Below are 16,663 nucleotides of genomic sequence, written 5' to 3'. Positions count from 1 at the left end.
AGGCCCCGCCCCACCACCAGCTGATGAGAGGAACCCCAACCGTGCTGGACAAGGAAGAACTGCGTGCCGTCGTGGCCCAGGTGCTGGACGTCGACGAGTCCGAGATCACCGACGACGCCAGGTTCGTCGACGACCTGGAGGTCGACTCGCTCATGGCCCTGGAGATCGTCGTCGTGCTGGAGAAGAAGTACGGCATCAAGCTGCCGGAGTCCGAGCTCAAGCAGATCGTCACCCTGCAGAGCGCCTACGACCTGCTGCTCGGCAAACTCGACGCGGCGCAGCGAGCGGCCTGATGTCCGCCGCGAGCCCGCTCGCGGGACGGGTCGAGGTGCTGCCCGCCGAGGACGAGTCGCACACCGCCGCCCGCTTCACCGTCGAGGACAGCGAGACCGTGCTGCCCGGCCACTACCCGGGCTTTCCGATCTTCCCCGGTGTCTGCCTGGTGGAGTGCACCCATCTCGCGGCCGTGGCCACCGCACCCGGTGGTGCGAAGGCGGCCGAGCTGGCCGCAGTGGAGTCGACCCGGTTCACCGGGCCCGTCTTCCCCGGCGACCGGCTGGAGATCGCCATGGGCTGGAAGCAGACCCCCGCCGGGGACTGGCTGTGCCGGGCGAAGCTCGCCACCCGGCGCGGTGACGCCGCGACCGTACGGCTGCGCTACCGCGCCCGCACCGCGGCCCCGGAGGTGGCGGCATGACCGGACAGCGTGACATCCGGGCACGGCTGCCGCACCGCTTCCCGATGCTGCTCGTGGACCGGGTCGTCGACGTCGTACCCGGCGAGCGGCTGACCGCGCTCAAGGCGGTCACCTGCAACGAGCCCTGGTACGAGAAGCTCGGCCCGCAGAGTCTTGAGGAGGACTTCGCCTACCCCAAGTCCCTGCTCGTGGAGTCCTGGTGCCAGTCGGCCGGCGTCCTCGCCACCTGGGACGACCCCAACCCGGACGTCCTCGACGGGCAGGTCATGCTCTTCGGCTCCATGACCGGGGTCGAGTTCCACCGGCCCGTGCTGCCCGGCGAGGTCCTGGAGCACAGGGTCAGGCTCCACCGCCGGGTCGACGACACCGTTCTGTTCGAGGGCGAGTGCCGTTCGGCCGGCGAGACGGTGATGAGCGTCGGCCGCATCGTCATGGCCTTCCGGCCCGCAGAGGCGCTGCGCCCCGCCGCCGCGACCACCTGATTCGCACACTCACGGAGAGACATCATGGGAGACACCACGAACCGGGTGGCCCTCGTCACCGGAGGCTCGCGCGGCATCGGCAGGGCCACCGTCCACGCCCTCGCCCGCGACGGATTCGACGTCGCCTTCTGCTACCGCTCGGACGACGAGTCCGCGCGCACGCTGGAGAAGGAGACCGCGGAGCTCGGCGTACGCGTGACGGGAAGCCGGGTCGACGTCGCCGACGCCGAGTCCGTACGGGCCTGGATCAGCGCCACCGAGGAGGAGTTCGGGCAGATCGACGCGGCCGTCACGGCCGCCGGTATCACCCGTGACAACCCACTGGTCCTCATGGAGGACGAGCAGTGGCACCAGGTCATCGACACCAATCTGGACGGCGTCTACCACGTCTGCCGGTCCGTCGTCTTCGGCATGATGAAGCGCCGCAGCGGAGCGATCGTCAACATCTCCTCCGTCGCCGGCGTGTACGGGCACGGCACGCAGACCAACTACTCCGCCTCCAAGGCCGGGATCATCGGCTTCTCCCGTGCCCTGGCAAAGGAGACCGGCCGGTCCGGTATCCGCGTCAACGCGGTCGCCCCCGGCTTCATCGAGACCGACATGGTCGCGGCGATGAACGACAAGGCCCGCAAGGAGGCGCTCTCCTCCATCCCGCTGCGCCGCATGGGCACGGCGGAAGAGGTGGCCGACCTCGTCGCCTTTCTCGTCTCCGACCGGGCCGCCTACATCACCGGAGCCGTGCTCCAGATCGACGGCGGCATCACCATCTGATCCATCCGCGAACCCCCTTGGAGGCGGTGATGGCACGACGCGGACCACGCTGGTACTTCTCCTTCCGCAGCCCGTACTCCTGGATGGCGTACCGGGACCTGACCGGCAGCCACCCGGACGTGGCCGAGCGGATCGAATGGCTGCCGTTCTGGGAGCCGGACGAGTCCGCCCAGGACCACCTCGAGCGCAACGACATCGCGCTGCCGTACGTGGCGATGTCCAAGGAGAAGCACCTCTACATCCTTCAGGACGTCCGCAGGCTCGCCCGGGCCCGCGGCCTCGAGATGGTGTGGCCCGTGGACCCGGCGCCGCGCTGGGAGGTGTCGCACCTCGCCTATCTGGCGGCCGACGAACTGGGCGCCGGGCGGGAGTTCATCGACGAGACCTACCGCGCGCGGTGGGAGCTCGGTGAGGACATCTCCGAGCCCGAGACCATGGGCCGGATCGGCAAGACGCTCGGCCTCGACCCCCTCGTGCTCGCCGGCGCGCACCAGGATCCGCAGATACGCGAGCGCGGCCTCGCGGCCCTGGGCTCCCTGCACCGGGACGGGGTGTTCGGGGTGCCGTTCTTCATCAGCGGATTCGACAAGTTCTGGGGTGTGGACCGGCTGCCCGACTTCGTCGGAACGGTCCGTGCCCACTTCGACCGACACACAGTGAAGGAAGACTGACCATGGCGACCAACCCCTTCGAGAACGACGACGCGCGCTACTTCGTCCTCGTCAATGAGGAGAACCAGCACTCCCTCTGGCCCGCCTTCGCCGAGGTGCCGGCCGGCTGGACGGTCGTCCACGGCGAGGACAGCCGCCAGGCCTGCCTCGACCACATCAACGAGAACTGGACCGACATGCGGCCGAAGTCCCTCGCCGTCGCCATGGACGCCGCCTGACCCCCCACGGGCGGCCGGGCAACGGGCGTTGGCAGCAATCTGCAACGCCCGTTGCCCGAGGGCCTCGCCGATGTGACCGTGGCACTGACGCCGCTGCGAGCGCGGCACCCACGCCGCCTCGAGGGAAGCAGCACCCTTTCAGAAAGCGATGCCGCTCATGACCCATGCACTGGTGTGCCTCCCCTTCGCGGGAGGCGGCGCCGGTTTCTACCGCGCCTGGAAAGACCTGCCCGACCACGCTCCGCGCATCGTGCCCCTGCAGCTCCCGGGCCGCGAGGAGCGGTTCATCGACGAGCCGTTCCACGACGTCGTCGAGGCCGCCGACGCGCTCGCCCCGCAGATCGCCGACCTGGCCGGCGACGACCCCGTGGCCCTCTTCGGACACAGTCTCGGCGCCGTACTCGCCTACGAACTCGCCCGCAGGCTCGAGCACGATCCCGCTGTCGAGCTGAGCCACCTCTTCGTCAGCGGCTCCCCGGGGCCCTGGACCGGCCGCACCCGCCGGGCCACCGGACTGCCGGACAGCGAATTCCTCGCCCGTGTCCAGGAGTTCGCGGGATACGAGCACGACGCACTGGCCGACCCGGACATGCGCGAGCTGCTGCTGCCGATCCTGCGGGCCGACGTGGAGATGCACGAGAACTACAAGCCCGTCTCCGACGAACCGCTGCGCACCGGCATCACGTCGCTGCGCGCCACAGGCGACCAGTTGGTCACGCGCGAGCAGGCCGAGGAGTGGCGCAGCGCCACCACCGGGGCCTTCCGCCTGGTGGAGCCGGACGGCGGCCACATGTACCTCATCGACTCGCCGCTGCCGCTCATCGACGCGGTCGCCGCGGCGCTTGCGTCATGACGGCCACCCGGGAACGGACGCCGCGCGCGCTGCTGGGCGGCAAGACCGCCGTCGTCACCGGGGCCGCCCGCGGCCTCGGCAGGGCCTGCGCGGTGCGGTTCGCGGAGGAAGGGGCCGACCTGGTCCTCGTCGACGTCGGCGGGGACCTGCCCGGAGTCCCGTACCCGCTCGGCTCCGGGAGTCAGCTGGAGCACACCGCGAAGCTGTGCCGGGCACACGGCGCGGCCGTCGTCACCGTCACCGCCGACGTGCGCCGGCCCGAGGCCGTCGAGGAAGCCGCCCGGCAGACGCTGGAGCGGTTCGGAACGGTGGACGTGCTGCTCAACAACGCGGGCATCGCCGCCCCTTCCGGCAAGGCCGTGCACGAGATCGCCGAGGACGAGTGGGACCTGATGGTCGGCATCGACCTCACCGGTGCCTGGCGGATGACGAAGGCCGTGGTGCCGGCCATGGTGCGACAACGGTCCGGAAGCGTCATCAACGTGGCGTCCACCGCGGGTCTCGTGGGCTACCGGCACTTCGCCGGCTACGTCGCCGCCAAGCACGGCCTGATCGGCCTGACCAAGGCCGCCGCCCTCGACTACGCGCCGTTCCGGGTGCGGGTCAATGCCCTGTGCCCCGGCTCCGTACGCGACGACCCGCTCAACGAGGGCCGGATGCTCGCCGAGATCGCGCGCTCCCTCGAGGTCGACGTCGACGAGCACGAGGAGATCTTCGTCCAGTCCCAGCCGATGAACTCCCTCATCGAGCCCCAGGACATCGCGGGCGCGGCCGTCTGGCTCGCGGGGGACGACTCCCGGCAGGTCACCGGGACCACGCTCACCGTCGACGGCGGCTTCAGCGCCCGCTGACCCGCCACCACACACCTCGCACTGCTTCAGGAGTCCCGCCATGTCGAGAAGTCAGGCCAGGTCCTGCCACAGCCTGGTGATCCGGGTGCCGGGCCCGGTCGATGCCGCCGAACTGGAGCGCCGCCTGCGTGCCGGAGCCGCCGCCTCCTGGCCGGAGCCGGCCGCACGGCTCAGGCTGTGGGAGGAGGCGCTGCCCTTCACCGCCGACCACCCGGCCGCCCGGCGCCGGGCCGCCGCGGAGGCCGAACGGCCGCTGCACACCGAGGCGCTGCCGCTGCGCGCGGTGCTGCTGCGGTACGCCGACGGCGACGCCGACCTCGTCCTGGTGGGCCGCCACGAAGTCACCTTCGACGAGCCGCGCTTCACCTTCGGGCGCACCAGCGGGGCGGCCGCCCGGCAGGAGGTCGCCGCGCCGCCGGAGTGGGGCCTCGGCGACCCGGCGCTCGCCGGCCGCACCGGTGAGGTGCCGGTGCCGCTGCCCGCCGCCGTACGCACCGACGACGCCCTGCTCACCGGGGCGGCCCTGCTGGTCCTCGCCCGCTACGGAACGGGCCGGCCGGTCGACGAGTCGCAGCGCGCCACCGACTTCCTCGCAGCCCTGCGCAAGGCGGACGGCGAGGCACTGCCCGGTATCGCCCTGCGCATCGACGCGGCCAGGCCGGGGGAGCGGCGGCTGCCGAATCTCGCCCCGGCCGTTCCCGCGGAACTCCACTTCCTGCGCCACGAGGACGGCACGGCAACCGGCGTGCTCCGCCACGACCTCGGTGCCGTGGCCCCGGTCGTCGCAGAACGCTTCGCCGGCCATGTCGCCCATGTGGCCGGTCAGCTGGCCGAGGACGGCGGGCGCACCCTCGACACCGTGGAACTGATGACGGCGGGCGAGGCCGAGGCCGTGCTGCGGCTGGGCGTCACCCCGCCCGTGGGCAGCCCCGAAGCCGCCGGCCGCACACTGCACGGACGCTTCGCCGACGTCGCCCGGCAGCGCCCCGACGCGGTGGCCCTCACCGCCGGTGACACCAGCCTCACCTACGCCGAGCTCGACGCGCGCGCCGAGCGGACCGCGGCCGGCCTCGCGGCGCTCGGCGTGGAACCCGGCAGCCTGGTCGGCCTGGCCCTGGAGCGCAACGCCGACCTGGTCGTGACCATGCTCGGCATCCTCAAGGCCGGCTGCGCCTACGTGCCGATGGACCTGCGCTACCCGCAGGAGCGGCTGCGCTACACCGTGGAGAACGCCGGGGCGTCCGTGGTCGTCGGCGGCGCGGACGAGCCGTTCCCCCCCATCGACGGCGTCCGGGTGGTCACCCCCGCCGAACTGCGCACCCTCGGCGACGGCCACACCGTGCCCGCCCAGTCCGAGGACGGCTCCGCCACCGCCTACGTCATCTACACCTCCGGCTCGACCGGGCGCCCCAAGGGCGTCGTCGTGCCCCACCGCAACGTCGCCGCCCTCCTGGAGGCCACCCGCGAGGACTTCGGGCTCGGTGGCTCCGACGTGTGGACGCTCTTCCACTCCAGCGCCTTCGACTTCTCCGTCTGGGAGATCTGGGGCTGCCTGCTCACCGGTGGCCGCCTGGTGATCGTCGACTACTGGGTGACGCGCGACACCGACCTCTTCCACGAACTCCTCGTGCGCGAGGGGGTGACCGTGCTCAACCAGACGCCGTCCGCGTTCGCCCAGATCGTCGAGGCGGACCGGCAGCGGCCGGAGGAACTCTCGCTGCGCCTGGTCGTCTTCGGCGGCGAGCCGCTCGACGTGCGGATGCTCGGCCCCTGGTTCGCCCGACACTCCCACACCGACTGCCGGCTCGTGAACATGTTCGGCATCACGGAGACCACGGTCCACGTCACGGCGCACACGGTGACCCCCGCCGACGTCCTTGCCGCGGGCCGCAAGGTCGGCGCCGCGCTGCCCGGCTGGACCCTCTCGGTACGCGACCCCCGTGGCAGGCTCCTGCCGCTCGGTGTCCCCGGGGAGATCTGCGTCGGCGGCTCCGGCGTCGCCGACCGTTACCTCGGGCAGCCCGAGCTCACGACGGAGCGCTTCATCACCGATCCGTACGGCGGCGGCCGGATCTACCGCAGTGGCGACCGGGGACGGCTGCGGCCCGACGGGAGCCTCGACCACCTCGGCCGGCTGGACAGCCAGGTCAAGGTGCGCGGTCACCGCATCGAACTCGACGAGATCCGCAACGTGCTGCTCAGCCACCCCGCCGTCGCGGGTGCGGCGGCCGTGCTCAACCACGACACCCCGGGAGACTCCGCGACCGCCCGTATCGACGCCTATGTGGCACTGCGCGCGGCGGTCTCCACCACCGACGTGCTGGCCCACGCCCGCGGCGTGCTCCCCGCGTACATGGTCCCGGCCTCGGTGACCGAACTCCCCGCCATCCCGCTGACCATCAACGGCAAGGTGGACACGGCGGCACTGCCGGCGCCCGAGGCGGCGCGGCCGGCCGGGGGCCGCTCGACGGACCCGGACGCCGCGACGGGCGAGGCGGCCGAGCCGGCCGGGACGCTCGACGGTGAACACGACCGGCTCACCGAGCAGATTCTGGGGCTCTGGGGACACGCACTCAACACCGAAGTCACTCTGAAGGACAACTTCTTCGAGCTCGGCGGCAATTCGCTGCTGGTCATCCGGGTGCTGCGGGAAATGCGCGAAAAAGGCCTGCCGAAGGTTGCGACACAGGACTTCTATCGCAACTCGACGGCAGGCCGTTTCGTCGAACTCGTGCGGGACGCTCAGGTCTGACCGCAACTGTCTGCGGGCCGCTCCGCCGAGCGGCCCGCAGACCCTTTTCTTCCGCCGTCGACCTGGCGCTTCACAGCGGCCAGCAATGAGATCCGGATGATCCCGCTCGGAATGCGGATCAGTGCCCAGTAACGGCCGAAGCTGCGCCGGGTCTTCTCGTCCGTGGCGAGAATGCGGGTCTCCGTGGCCAGTATCCCGTCGGAATAGCGCATATGGAAACCGACCTTGGTGCAGCCGGGCTCCGCGTAGTCCAGGAACACCTCGTGCATCGGCCGGTCCGGGGTCACCGGGCCGGCCTGCGAGCCGATCCCGCCGTACAGGAACTCGTCGTCGCCCAGGGCGAGTACGGTGTCCCCGCCCTTGGCGAAATCATCGAGCACCCGGTCACCGGGACGCAGCCGGTTCCGGGTGAAGCCCAGCAGGAAGCGGGCCACCGGCGCCTGCCGCCAGGTCAGTTCGCGGGCGGCCCGCAGCACTTCCTCGCGTGGTGCCCGAACCGCCACCCAATGGTGCTCGCGAAAATGCCATTTCGGCATGTGACGATCGAGCAGAGTTGCCTCTGATTTCGTGTCTCCGGTCATACCGGCGACGCTAGCACGCGTGCCCGGCACGGGCCTCGGGCGTCGGGTGGCAGCTTTCTGCAAGTGCCGTTGTCCCGGCCGAAAGCGGACTGTTAGACATGGCCAGGTTGCCATGCTTGGCAGTTTCGTATTCATCACTGCATTGAGGGTGAGTGGTTGTGTCTGACGTTCGGGGCGCCCTTCTTCCGCTGACCGCTGCCCAGTCGGGCGTGTGGTACGCGCAGCAGTTGAATCCGCAGAACACGATCTTCAACACCGGCGAATTCCTGGACATCGCGGGACCGGTCGACGCCGGCCTTTTCGAGGCGGCCCTGCGGCGGGTGGTCGCCGAGGCCGAGACCCTGCGGCTGCGCTTCTTCGAGGCGGACGGCGGCCCTGTCGCCACGATCGTCCCGCCGGAAGGCCTCGACTGGTCCCTGAACGTGGTGGACGTCAGCGGCGAGCCCGACCCCACGGCCGCGGCCCGCGCCTGGATGGCCGAGGACTTCGCCAAGCCCCTGGACACCGAGCACGACCAGCTCTTCCTCTTCGCCCTCTTCAAGGTCGCCGAGGACCGCCACCTGTGGCTGCAGCGCTACCACCATCTGCTGGTCGACGGCTTCACCGTCAACATGGTGGCCCGGCGGACGGCCGAGGTGTACTCCGCGCTGGTGGCGGGTGAAGCCGTACCCGACACCCCCTTCGCCCCACTGGCCCTCCTCCTCGAGGAGAAGGGCGGATACCAGGACTCCGAGCGGTTCGCGGGCGACCGGGCCTACTGGATCGACCGGCTCAAGGAGTGCCCCGAGCCGGTCAGCCTCTCCGGTGAACAGCCCACCCTCGCCCGCTCCCTGGCCCGCCGCACCGCCCACCTCGCCCCCGCCGACACCGACCGGCTGCGCGACCTGGCCTCCGACGCCTCCGTCACCTGGCCGCCGGCACTGCTCGCGGCCGTGGCCGCATGGCTGAAGAACCTCACCGGCGCCCCTGAGATCGTGCTCGGCCTGCCGGTCTCCACCCGTCTCGGCCGCACCGCCCGGAGCGTCCCCGGCATGGTCTCCAACGTGGTGCCGCTGCGCATCGCCTTCGAGCCGGGTGTCACCGTCGGCGAACTGCTGGGCCGGGTCTCCGCCGAGATGCGCGCGGCGATGAAGCACCAGCGCTACCAGTTCGAGGACCTGCGTCGTGACCTCGGCATGCTCGCCGACGAACGGCGTCTCGTCGGACCGCACGTCAACATCATGATGTTCGACTACGACGTCACCTTCGGCGGACACCCGGCCCAGCCGCACAACCTGTCCATCGGCCCCGCGGACGACATCTCCTTCATCGTCTACGACCGGGGCACCGGCGCCGGGCTGCAGATCGACTTCGACGCCAATCCGGACCTGTACGAGGACGATGCGCTCCGCGCCTACCAGCAGACCTTCCTGGACTTCCTGCACCGGCTCGGCTCCGCCGCCCTGGACGAGCGGGTGGACTCCATCGCGCTCGACACCGAGCAGCTCGCGGGCCTGCCCGTGCGACGGCGGACCGACGAGCCGACGAACACGGAGCAGGCCGTGACGGCCGCCGGGCACCGGGCGCCCCGCACCGCCCAGGAGGAGGCGCTGTGCCGCCTCTTCTCCGAGGTGCTGGGCGAGGACATCGTCTCCGTCGACGACAACTTCTTCCTCCGTGGCGGCAGCTCGCTGCAGGTGACCCGGCTCGTCGGCCGGATCCGGCGCGAGCTGAACGCGGAACTCACGCTGCGCACCGTGTTCGAGAACGCCACCGTCGCCACCCTCGCGGAAGCGCTCGGGTTCGCACCCGGCGCCCGGCCGGCCCTCACGGTCCGCACCCGGCCCGAGCGGCTGCCCCTGTCCGCGGCGCAGAACCGGCTGTGGTTCCTGAACCAGATGGAGAGCGGCGGCGCCGCCTACAACGACGGTCTGACGGTGGAACTGTCCGGCGGGCTGGACGTCGAGGCCCTGCGCACCGCGCTCGCGGACGTCGTCGCCCGGCACGAGAGCCTGCGGACCGTGTTCCCCGTGCTCGACGGCGCCCCGCATCAGCACATCCTCGCCCCCGAGGACGCCCGGCCCGAACTGGTCACCGTCCACGTCAGGGAAGGCGAGCTCGAGCGTGAGCTCCGCGAGGCGGCCCACCGCGGCTTCGACCTCGCCTCCGAGACACCCGTGCGCGCCCATCTGTTCACCCTCGCCCCCGAACGGCACGTCCTGCTCGTGGTGGTGCACCACATCGCGGGCGACGGCTGGTCGGTCGCGCCGTTCACCCGCGACCTGTCGGCCGCCTACACGGCCCGACTCGCAGGCGGAGCACCCCTGTTCACGCCGCTGCCCGTGCAGTACGCCGACTACACGCTCTGGCAGCAGGAGCTCCTCGGCGACGAGAACGACCCCGCGAGCGTCCTCGCCCAGCAGATCGCGCACTGGCGGACCACGCTGGCCGGGCTGCCGGAGGAACTCGTCCTGCCCGTGGACCGGCCGCGTCCGGCGGTGGCGAGCCACGAAGGCGGAAAGGTCTCGCTCCGGCTCACGCCGGAGGTCCACGCACGGCTGCGCGACGTGGCCAACCACAGCGGCGCGAGCGTCTTCATGGTGGCGCAGGCCGCCCTCGCGGCACTGCTGAACCGGCTCGGCGCCGGCGAGGACATTCCCGTCGGCACGGTCATCGCGGGCCGCACCGACGAGGCCGTGAGCGACCTGGTCGGCTTCTTCGTCAACACGCTGGTGCTGCGCACCGACGTCTCCGGCGACCCGACGTTCCGTCAGCTCGTGGACCGGGTACGGGAGACGGACCTCGCCGCCTACGCCAACCAGGACGTGCCGTTCGAGCGGCTGGTCGAGATCCTCAACCCGGTGCGTTCCCTCGCCCGCCACCCTCTGGCGCAGGTCACCCTGGCACTCGAGGACAACGAGGCACCCGTGCTGGACCTGCCGGGCGTCAGCGCGTCCCCGCGCGGTCTGGAGACGGACACCGCCAAGTTCGACCTCGCGTTCCGGCTCGGCGAGCGCTTCACGGACACCGGCGAGCCGGCCGGTGTGGAGGTCCGCGTCGAGTACGCCCGCGACCTGTTCGACGAGTCCACCGCCGCCGGGATCGGGGAGCGCTTCCTGCGGCTCTTCGCCGCCGTCACCGCCGACCCGGACGGCCGGGTCGCGGCCGCCGGCATCCTGTCCGACGAGGAACGCGAAGAGATCCTCACCGGCTGGAACGACACCGCCCAGGACCTCCCGTACGCCACCGCCCCCGAGCTGTTCGCCGCGCAGGTGAGCGCCACACCGGACGCCACCGCACTGATCGCCGACGACACGTCCTACACCTACGCGGAGCTCGACACCCGCGCCGCCCGCCTGGCCGCACTCCTGCGCGACCGCGGCGTCCGCCGCGGCGCGTCCGTGGCCGTCGCCCTGGGACGCTCCGCGGACACCGTCGTCTCCCTCCTGGCCGCGATGAAGGCCGGCGCCGCCTACGTGCCCGTCGACCCCGCCTACCCCGCCGACCGCATCGCGTACATCCTCGACGACGCGGGCCCCGCGCTCGTCGTCACCACCGCAGCCCTCCAGAGCACGCTCCCGGCCGACGGGCCCGAGCGGCTGCTTCTCGACGAGAGCGAACTGCCCACCGACGGACACCGGGTGACCGACCTCGTGCCGCTCGACGCCGCGTACGTCATCTACACCTCCGGCTCCACCGGCCGCCCCAAGGGCGTCGTCGTCAGCCACACCGGCGTCGCCAGCATGGCCGCCGCCCACCGCACCTGGTTCGGAGGCGGCACGGGCCACCGGGTGCTGCAGTTCTCGTCACCCAGCTTCGACGCGTCGATGTGGGAGATCCTCACCACGCTTCTCAACGGGTCCACGCTCATCGTCTCGTCCGCCGAACGGCTGGCCGCCGGCGAACCGCTCGCCGCCCTGCTCGCCGAGCGCCGGGTCACCCACGCCACCCTGCCCCCGGTCGTGCTCTCCGCTATGGGCGACGCGCGTCTGCCCGCCGCGATGACCCTCGTCACCGCCGGAGAGGCCTGCTCCGCGGAGCTCGTCGACCGCTGGGCCCTGGGCCGGAAGATGGTCAACGCCTACGGCCCCACCGAGTCCACCGTCTGCGCCAGCATGAGCGCACCCCTGCGCGCCGGGGCGGGCACTCCCACCATCGGCCGGCCCATCACCAACACCCGCGTGTACGTGCTCGACGCGGGCCTGAGCCCCGTGCCCCCGGGCGTCACGGGCGAGCTGTACCTCGCCGGCGCCGGTCTCGCCCGCGGCTACCTGGGCCGGCCCGCCCTGACGGCCGAGCGCTTCGTCGCCGACCCGTACGGCCCGGCCGGTGCGCGGATGTACCGCACCGGCGACCTCGTGCGATGGGGCGCGGGCGGCGAACTCGAGTATCTCGGCCGCGTCGACGACCAGGTCAAGATCCGCGGCTTCCGCATCGAACTCGGCGAGATCGAGGCACGGCTGCTCGGCCACGAGGACGTCGCCCAGGTTGCCGTGATCGTCCGCGAGGACCGTCCCGGCGACAAGCGGCTCGTCGCCTACACCGTCGCCACCGACCCGGCCCGCCCCCTCGCCGACCCCGCCGAGCTGCGCCGACACGTGGCCGCCGTCCTGCCCGACTACATGGTGCCCGCCGCCGTCCTCCCCCTGGACCGGCTTCCGGTGACGGTCAACGGCAAGCTCGACCGCAAGGCCCTGCCCGCACCCGAATTCACCCACCTCAGCACCGGCCGCGCCCCCCGCACCGCGAGGGAGACCCTGCTGTGCGAGCTGTTCGCCGAAGTGCTCGACCTGGAGACCGTCACCATCGACGACGGCTTCTTCGACCTCGGCGGGCACTCCCTGCTCGCCACCCGCCTCATCAGCCGCATCCGGACCGCTCTGGACGTCGAGCTCACCGTCCGCAACCTCTTCGAGGCCCCCACCGTCGCCGCCCTCGCGGCGCGCCTCGGCGACGCAGAACAGGCCAGGGAGGCGCTGTCCGTACGCCGTCGCCCGGCCGAGATCCCGCTCTCGCACGCCCAGCGACGACTGTGGTTCCTCAGCCACCTCGAAGGCCCGAGCGGCACCTACAACCTCGGCCTGTCCCTGCGGCTGACCGGGCATGTCGACACCGACGCCCTGGAGGCGGCGCTCGCCGACGTCACCGCACGCCACGAAGCACTGCGCACACTCTTCCCCGACGTGGACGGCCGGCCCCGCCAGCTGATCCTCGACGCCGCCGACCCGGCGGCCCGGCCCATGCTGCACCTCGCCGGAACGGACGCCGACGCCCTCGACGAGGTGCTGAGCTCCGCTGCCGCCCACGGCTTCGACATCGCCTCCGAGATCCCGGTACGCGCCCACCTGTTCACCCTTGCGCCCGACGACCACGCTCTCCTCGTCGTCGTGCACCACATCGCGGGCGACGGCTGGTCGTTGGCTCCGTTGGCGAACGACCTGTCGGCCGCGTATGCGGCGCGGTGGGGTGGGGCGGCGCCGGCGTTCGCGTCGTTGCCGGTGCAGTACGCGGACTACACGCTGTGGCAGCGGGATGTGCTGGGTGACGAGGACGACCCGGTGAGTGAGCTGTCGCGTCAGGTGGACTACTGGCGTGGTCAGCTGGCCGGGGTGCCGGAGGAGCTGGTGCTGCCGGTGGACCGGCCGCGTCCGGCGGAGATGAGCTACCGCGGCGAGACCCTCGACTTCACGGTCCCCGCCGAACTCCACGCCCGGCTCTCCGAGGTCGCCCGCGAGACCGGAACCAGCCTCTTCATGGTCCTCCAGGCCGCCCTGGCCACGTTGCTGCACCGCCTCGGAGCCGGCACGGACATCCCGATCGGCTCCCCGATCGCCGGCCGTACGGACGAGGCCCTCGACGACCTCGTCGGCTTCTTCATCAACACGCTGGTGCTGCGTACGGACGTGTCGGGTGATCCGACGTTCCGTGAGCTGCTGGAGCGGGTGCGGGAGACGGACCTTGCGGCGTACGCGAACCAGGACGTGCCGTTCGAGCGGCTGGTGGAGGTGCTCAACCCGGAGCGTTCCATGGCCAGGCACCCCCTCTTCCAGGTGTCCCTCCAGCTCCAGAACATCCCGGCGGCCGACGTCGCCCTGCCCGGCGTCGAGACCCGTCGCCAGCCCGTCCGCCTGAACACCGCGAAGTTCGATCTGTCGTTCACGTTGGCGGAGTCGGTGGGGGGTCTTGAGGGGAGTGTGGAGTTCGCGGTCGATCTGTTCGATCGGGTGTCGGTGGAGGTGCTGGCGGCGCGGTTGGTGTCGGTGCTTGGGGTGGTGGCGGCTGATCCGGGTGTGCGGGTCGGTGCGGTCGACGTTCTGGGTGCGGGTGAGCGGGCGCGGGTGCTGGGTGAGTGGGCCGGTGGGGAGCGGGTGCTTGCGCCGGTGACGTTCCACGGGTTGTTCGAGGCTGCGGTGGCGGCGCGTCCGGATGCGCCGGCGGTGGTCGGTGCGGACGGTGTGGTGTTGTCGTATGCGCAGGTGGAGGTGCGGGCGAACCGGCTGGCACGGTGGTTGATGGGCCGGGGTGTGGGGCCTGAGGGTGTGGTGGCGTTGGTGCTGCCGCGTTCGGTGGACATTGTGGTGGCGCAGTTGGCGGTGTTGAAGGCGGGGGCGGCGTATCTGCCGGTCGATCCGGATTATCCGGCGGAGCGGATCGCTTTCATGCTCAAGGACGCGCGGCCGGTGCTGGTGCTGCGTGAACTGCCGGTGCTGGACGAGTCGTTGGATGCGTCGAGTCCGCGGGTTTCGGTGTCGCCGTCTCATCCGGCGTATGTGATCTATACGTCGGGGTCGACGGGGCGGCCGAAGGGTGTGGTGGTTCCGCATGCGGGTTTGGCGAGTTTCGCGGCGGCGGAGGTGGAGCGGTTCGCGGTTGACGGTGACAGTCGTGTGCTGCAGTTCGCGTCGCCGAGTTTCGATGCGTCGGTGCTGGAGTTGGTGATGACGTTCGCGGCGGGTGCCGCTTTGGTGGTGCCGCCTGTCGGTCCGCTGGCGGGTGAGGTGCTGGCCGGGGTGCTGGAGTCGCAGCGGGTGTCGCACGCTCTGGTGCCGCCGGCGGCGCTGGCCAGTGTTCCGGCGGGGGAGTATCCGTTCTTCCGGTCGCTGGTCGTGGGTGGTGAGGCGACGTCGGCGGAGTTGGTGGACCGGTGGGCTCCCGGCCGGCGGATGGTGAATGCCTATGGTCCGACGGAGTCGACGGTGGCGGCGACCATGTCGGTGCCGCTGGTGGCGGGTTCGGGTATGCCGACGATCGGCACCCCCATTCCCAACACTCGTGTCTACGTCTTGGACGAGGCGCTGCGGCCGGTGCCGGCGGGGGTTGCGGGTGAGTTGTACATCGCGGGTGCGGGTCTGGCGCGGGGGTATCTGCGTCGGCCGGGGCTGACCGGGGAGCGGTTCGTGGCCGATCCGTACGGTCCGTCGGGTTCGCGGATGTACCGGACGGGGGACGTCGTCCGCTGGACCCGTGACGGCGAACTGGAGTATCTGGGCCGGGCGGATGATCAGGTCAAGGTGCGTGGGTTCCGGATCGAGCTCGGTGAGATCGAGACCGTGCTCGGTGCTCATGCCACGGTCGCGCAGGTGGCGGTCGTGGTCCGGGAGGACCAGCCGGGGATCAAGCGTCTGGTCGCCTACACCGTCCCCACCACGGGCTCCGACCTGGACACGGAGGCGCTGCGGGCGCATGTCGCGGCCGTTCTGCCGGACTACATGGTGCCCTCCGCGTTCGTCGCTCTCGACGCCCTCCCGCTGACCGTCAACGGCAAACTCGACCGCAAAGCCCTCCCCACGCCCGAGTTCACGGGAGCCGGTCAGGGACGGGAGCCGCAGAACGTCAAGGAAGAGGTCCTCTGCGGCATCTTCGCCGAACTCCTCGGCCTCGAGTCGGTCTCCGTCGAGGACAGCTTCTTCGAGCTGGGCGGTGACAGCATCGTCTCGATTCAGTTGGTGAGCCGTGCCCGTAAGGCCGGCCTGGTGTTCTCGGCGCGTGAGGTGTTCCAGCACCGCACCCCGGAGGCTCTCGCCGCTCTCGCCGTCAGCTACTCCTCGGTTCTCGCGGAGGACCCGAAGGCCGCTCTGGGGCTGGTGCCCGAGACGCCGATCGTGGCGTGGCTGCGTGAACTGGACACTGAGGTCGACGGGTTCAACCAGGCGATGCTGGTGCAGACCCCGGTGGACGCAACGTACGACCGGATCGAGTCGGCACTGCAGCGTGTGCTCGACCGCCACGACGTGCTGCGCTCGCGGCTGGTGCGCGGCGACGACGCCTGGAACCTGGAGGTTGCCGCCCCCGGCACCGTCCCGGCAGCCGGCCTCCTCCGCCGTGCCGGACGTCAGGACATTGCCGCCGAAGCACGTGATGCGCAGCAGCGACTCGCCCCCGAGGCGGGTGTGATGGTGCAGGCGGTCTGGTTCGAGGACGCGGGCCGCCTGCTGCTGATGGCCCACCACCTCGTCGTCGACGGCATCTCCTGGCGTGTTCTCCTCCCCGACCTGGCCCAGGCGTACGAGGGTGCGGAGCTGGAGCCGGTGGGGACCTCGTTCCGCCGCTGGGCGCAGGGACTGCGCACGCTGGCCGCGGAGCGGGGCGACGAACTGGCTCTGTGGCAGGACATGCTGACCGGCGTTCAGCAAGCTCCTCTCGGCGCCCGTCCGCTCGACCCGGCCGTGGACACCGCCTCGGCCGTCCGGCACCTGTCCCTGACGCTGCCCGCAGACGTGACCGGGGCGCTCCTCACCCGCGTCCCCGCCGCCTACCGGGCGGGTGTGAACGATGTGCTGCTGACGGGCTTCGCGCAGGCGGTGGCCG

11 protein-coding genes are annotated in these 16,663 nt (G+C 71.4%); 10 read left to right on the top strand and 1 reads right to left on the bottom strand.

Translation table 11 applies throughout. The features are described 5' to 3' along the window. Positions 1-23 precede the first annotated feature (23 nt). The 9 genes from IE198_RS30760 (at position 24) to IE198_RS30720 (ending at position 7,295) form a co-directional block, all read left to right on the top strand. On the top strand, positions 24-293 hold the full coding sequence (locus IE198_RS30760) for an acyl carrier protein (protein WP_189892566.1): 270 nt from the start codon (positions 24-26) through the stop codon (positions 291-293). Further along, a complete protein-coding gene (locus tag IE198_RS30755) occupies positions 293-697 on the top strand; it encodes a 3-hydroxyacyl-ACP dehydratase FabZ family protein (protein ID WP_189892564.1) in 405 nt (134 codons plus the stop codon). The genes IE198_RS30760 and IE198_RS30755 overlap by 1 nt, the downstream gene beginning before the upstream one ends. Beyond that, positions 694-1,179 (top strand): 3-hydroxyacyl-ACP dehydratase FabZ family protein, encoded by a 486-nt coding sequence (locus tag IE198_RS30750; protein ID WP_189892561.1) that lies wholly within the window; start codon positions 694-696, stop codon positions 1,177-1,179. Before IE198_RS30755 ends, IE198_RS30750 begins: the two co-directional genes overlap by 4 nt. Positions 1,180-1,203: 24 nt before the next feature. Further along, positions 1,204-1,950 (top strand): 3-oxoacyl-[acyl-carrier-protein] reductase, encoded by a 747-nt coding sequence (fabG, locus tag IE198_RS30745; protein ID WP_189892559.1) that lies wholly within the window; start codon positions 1,204-1,206, stop codon positions 1,948-1,950. A gap of 29 nt (positions 1,951-1,979) precedes the next feature. Beyond that, entirely contained in the window at positions 1,980-2,621 is a 642-nt protein-coding gene (locus IE198_RS30740; protein WP_189892557.1) for a 2-hydroxychromene-2-carboxylate isomerase, read from the top strand. 2 nt (positions 2,622-2,623) lie between these two features. Continuing rightward, positions 2,624-2,839, top strand: coding sequence for an MbtH family protein (locus IE198_RS30735; RefSeq protein ID WP_189892555.1), 216 nt, complete (start codon positions 2,624-2,626; stop codon positions 2,837-2,839). A 157-nt stretch (positions 2,840-2,996) separates the two neighbouring features. Beyond that, positions 2,997-3,692 carry a thioesterase II family protein gene (locus IE198_RS30730; protein WP_229834544.1) on the top strand — a complete coding sequence of 232 codons (696 nt, stop codon included), beginning with the start codon at positions 2,997-2,999 and terminating at the stop codon, positions 3,690-3,692. Continuing rightward, positions 3,689-4,543 (top strand): SDR family oxidoreductase, encoded by an 855-nt coding sequence (locus IE198_RS30725; protein WP_189892550.1) that lies wholly within the window; start codon positions 3,689-3,691, stop codon positions 4,541-4,543. Before IE198_RS30730 ends, IE198_RS30725 begins: the two co-directional genes overlap by 4 nt. 40 nt (positions 4,544-4,583) lie before the next feature. Next, complete coding sequence (locus IE198_RS30720; RefSeq protein WP_189892548.1) at positions 4,584-7,295, top strand: amino acid adenylation domain-containing protein; 2,712 nt, start codon at positions 4,584-4,586, stop codon at positions 7,293-7,295. Here the strand turns inward: IE198_RS30720 and IE198_RS30715 are convergent. After that, positions 7,286-7,876, bottom strand: a complete 591-nt coding sequence (locus IE198_RS30715; protein ID WP_189892546.1) for a hypothetical protein — start codon at positions 7,874-7,876, stop codon at positions 7,286-7,288. The genes IE198_RS30720 and IE198_RS30715 overlap by 10 nt on opposite strands. Positions 7,877-8,034: 158 nt before the next feature. Here IE198_RS30715 and IE198_RS30710 point away from each other — a divergent pair. After that, a partial coding sequence (locus IE198_RS30710) for a non-ribosomal peptide synthetase (RefSeq protein ID WP_189892544.1) occupies positions 8,035-16,663 on the top strand: 8,629 nt, incomplete at its 3' end.

It is taken from the genome of Streptomyces xantholiticus, from assembly GCF_014651015.1.
Lineage (GTDB): Bacteria > Actinomycetota > Actinomycetes > Streptomycetales > Streptomycetaceae > Streptomyces > Streptomyces xantholiticus.
This window is presented reverse-complemented; position numbering and strand designations above follow the sequence as displayed.

Excerpts from the sequence above, each read along its gene's own strand:
- IE198_RS30735 (WP_189892555.1), top strand. The coding sequence starts at position 2,624 with ATGGCGACCAACCCCTTCGAGAACGACGACGCGCGCTACTTCGTCCTC.
- IE198_RS30740 (WP_189892557.1), top strand. The coding sequence starts at position 1,980 with ATGGCACGACGCGGACCACGCTGGTACTTCTCCTTCCGCAGCCCGTAC.
- fabG (WP_189892559.1), top strand. The coding sequence starts at position 1,204 with ATGGGAGACACCACGAACCGGGTGGCCCTCGTCACCGGAGGCTCGCGC.
- IE198_RS30755 (WP_189892564.1), top strand. The coding sequence starts at position 293 with ATGTCCGCCGCGAGCCCGCTCGCGGGACGGGTCGAGGTGCTGCCCGCC.
- IE198_RS30760 (WP_189892566.1), top strand. The coding sequence starts at position 24 with ATGAGAGGAACCCCAACCGTGCTGGACAAGGAAGAACTGCGTGCCGTC.
- IE198_RS30730 (WP_229834544.1), top strand. The coding sequence starts at position 2,997 with ATGACCCATGCACTGGTGTGCCTCCCCTTCGCGGGAGGCGGCGCCGGT.
- IE198_RS30720 (WP_189892548.1), top strand. The coding sequence starts at position 4,584 with ATGTCGAGAAGTCAGGCCAGGTCCTGCCACAGCCTGGTGATCCGGGTG.
- IE198_RS30725 (WP_189892550.1), top strand. The coding sequence starts at position 3,689 with ATGACGGCCACCCGGGAACGGACGCCGCGCGCGCTGCTGGGCGGCAAG.
- IE198_RS30715 (WP_189892546.1), bottom strand. The coding sequence starts at position 7,876 with ATGACCGGAGACACGAAATCAGAGGCAACTCTGCTCGATCGTCACATG.
- IE198_RS30750 (WP_189892561.1), top strand. The coding sequence starts at position 694 with ATGACCGGACAGCGTGACATCCGGGCACGGCTGCCGCACCGCTTCCCG.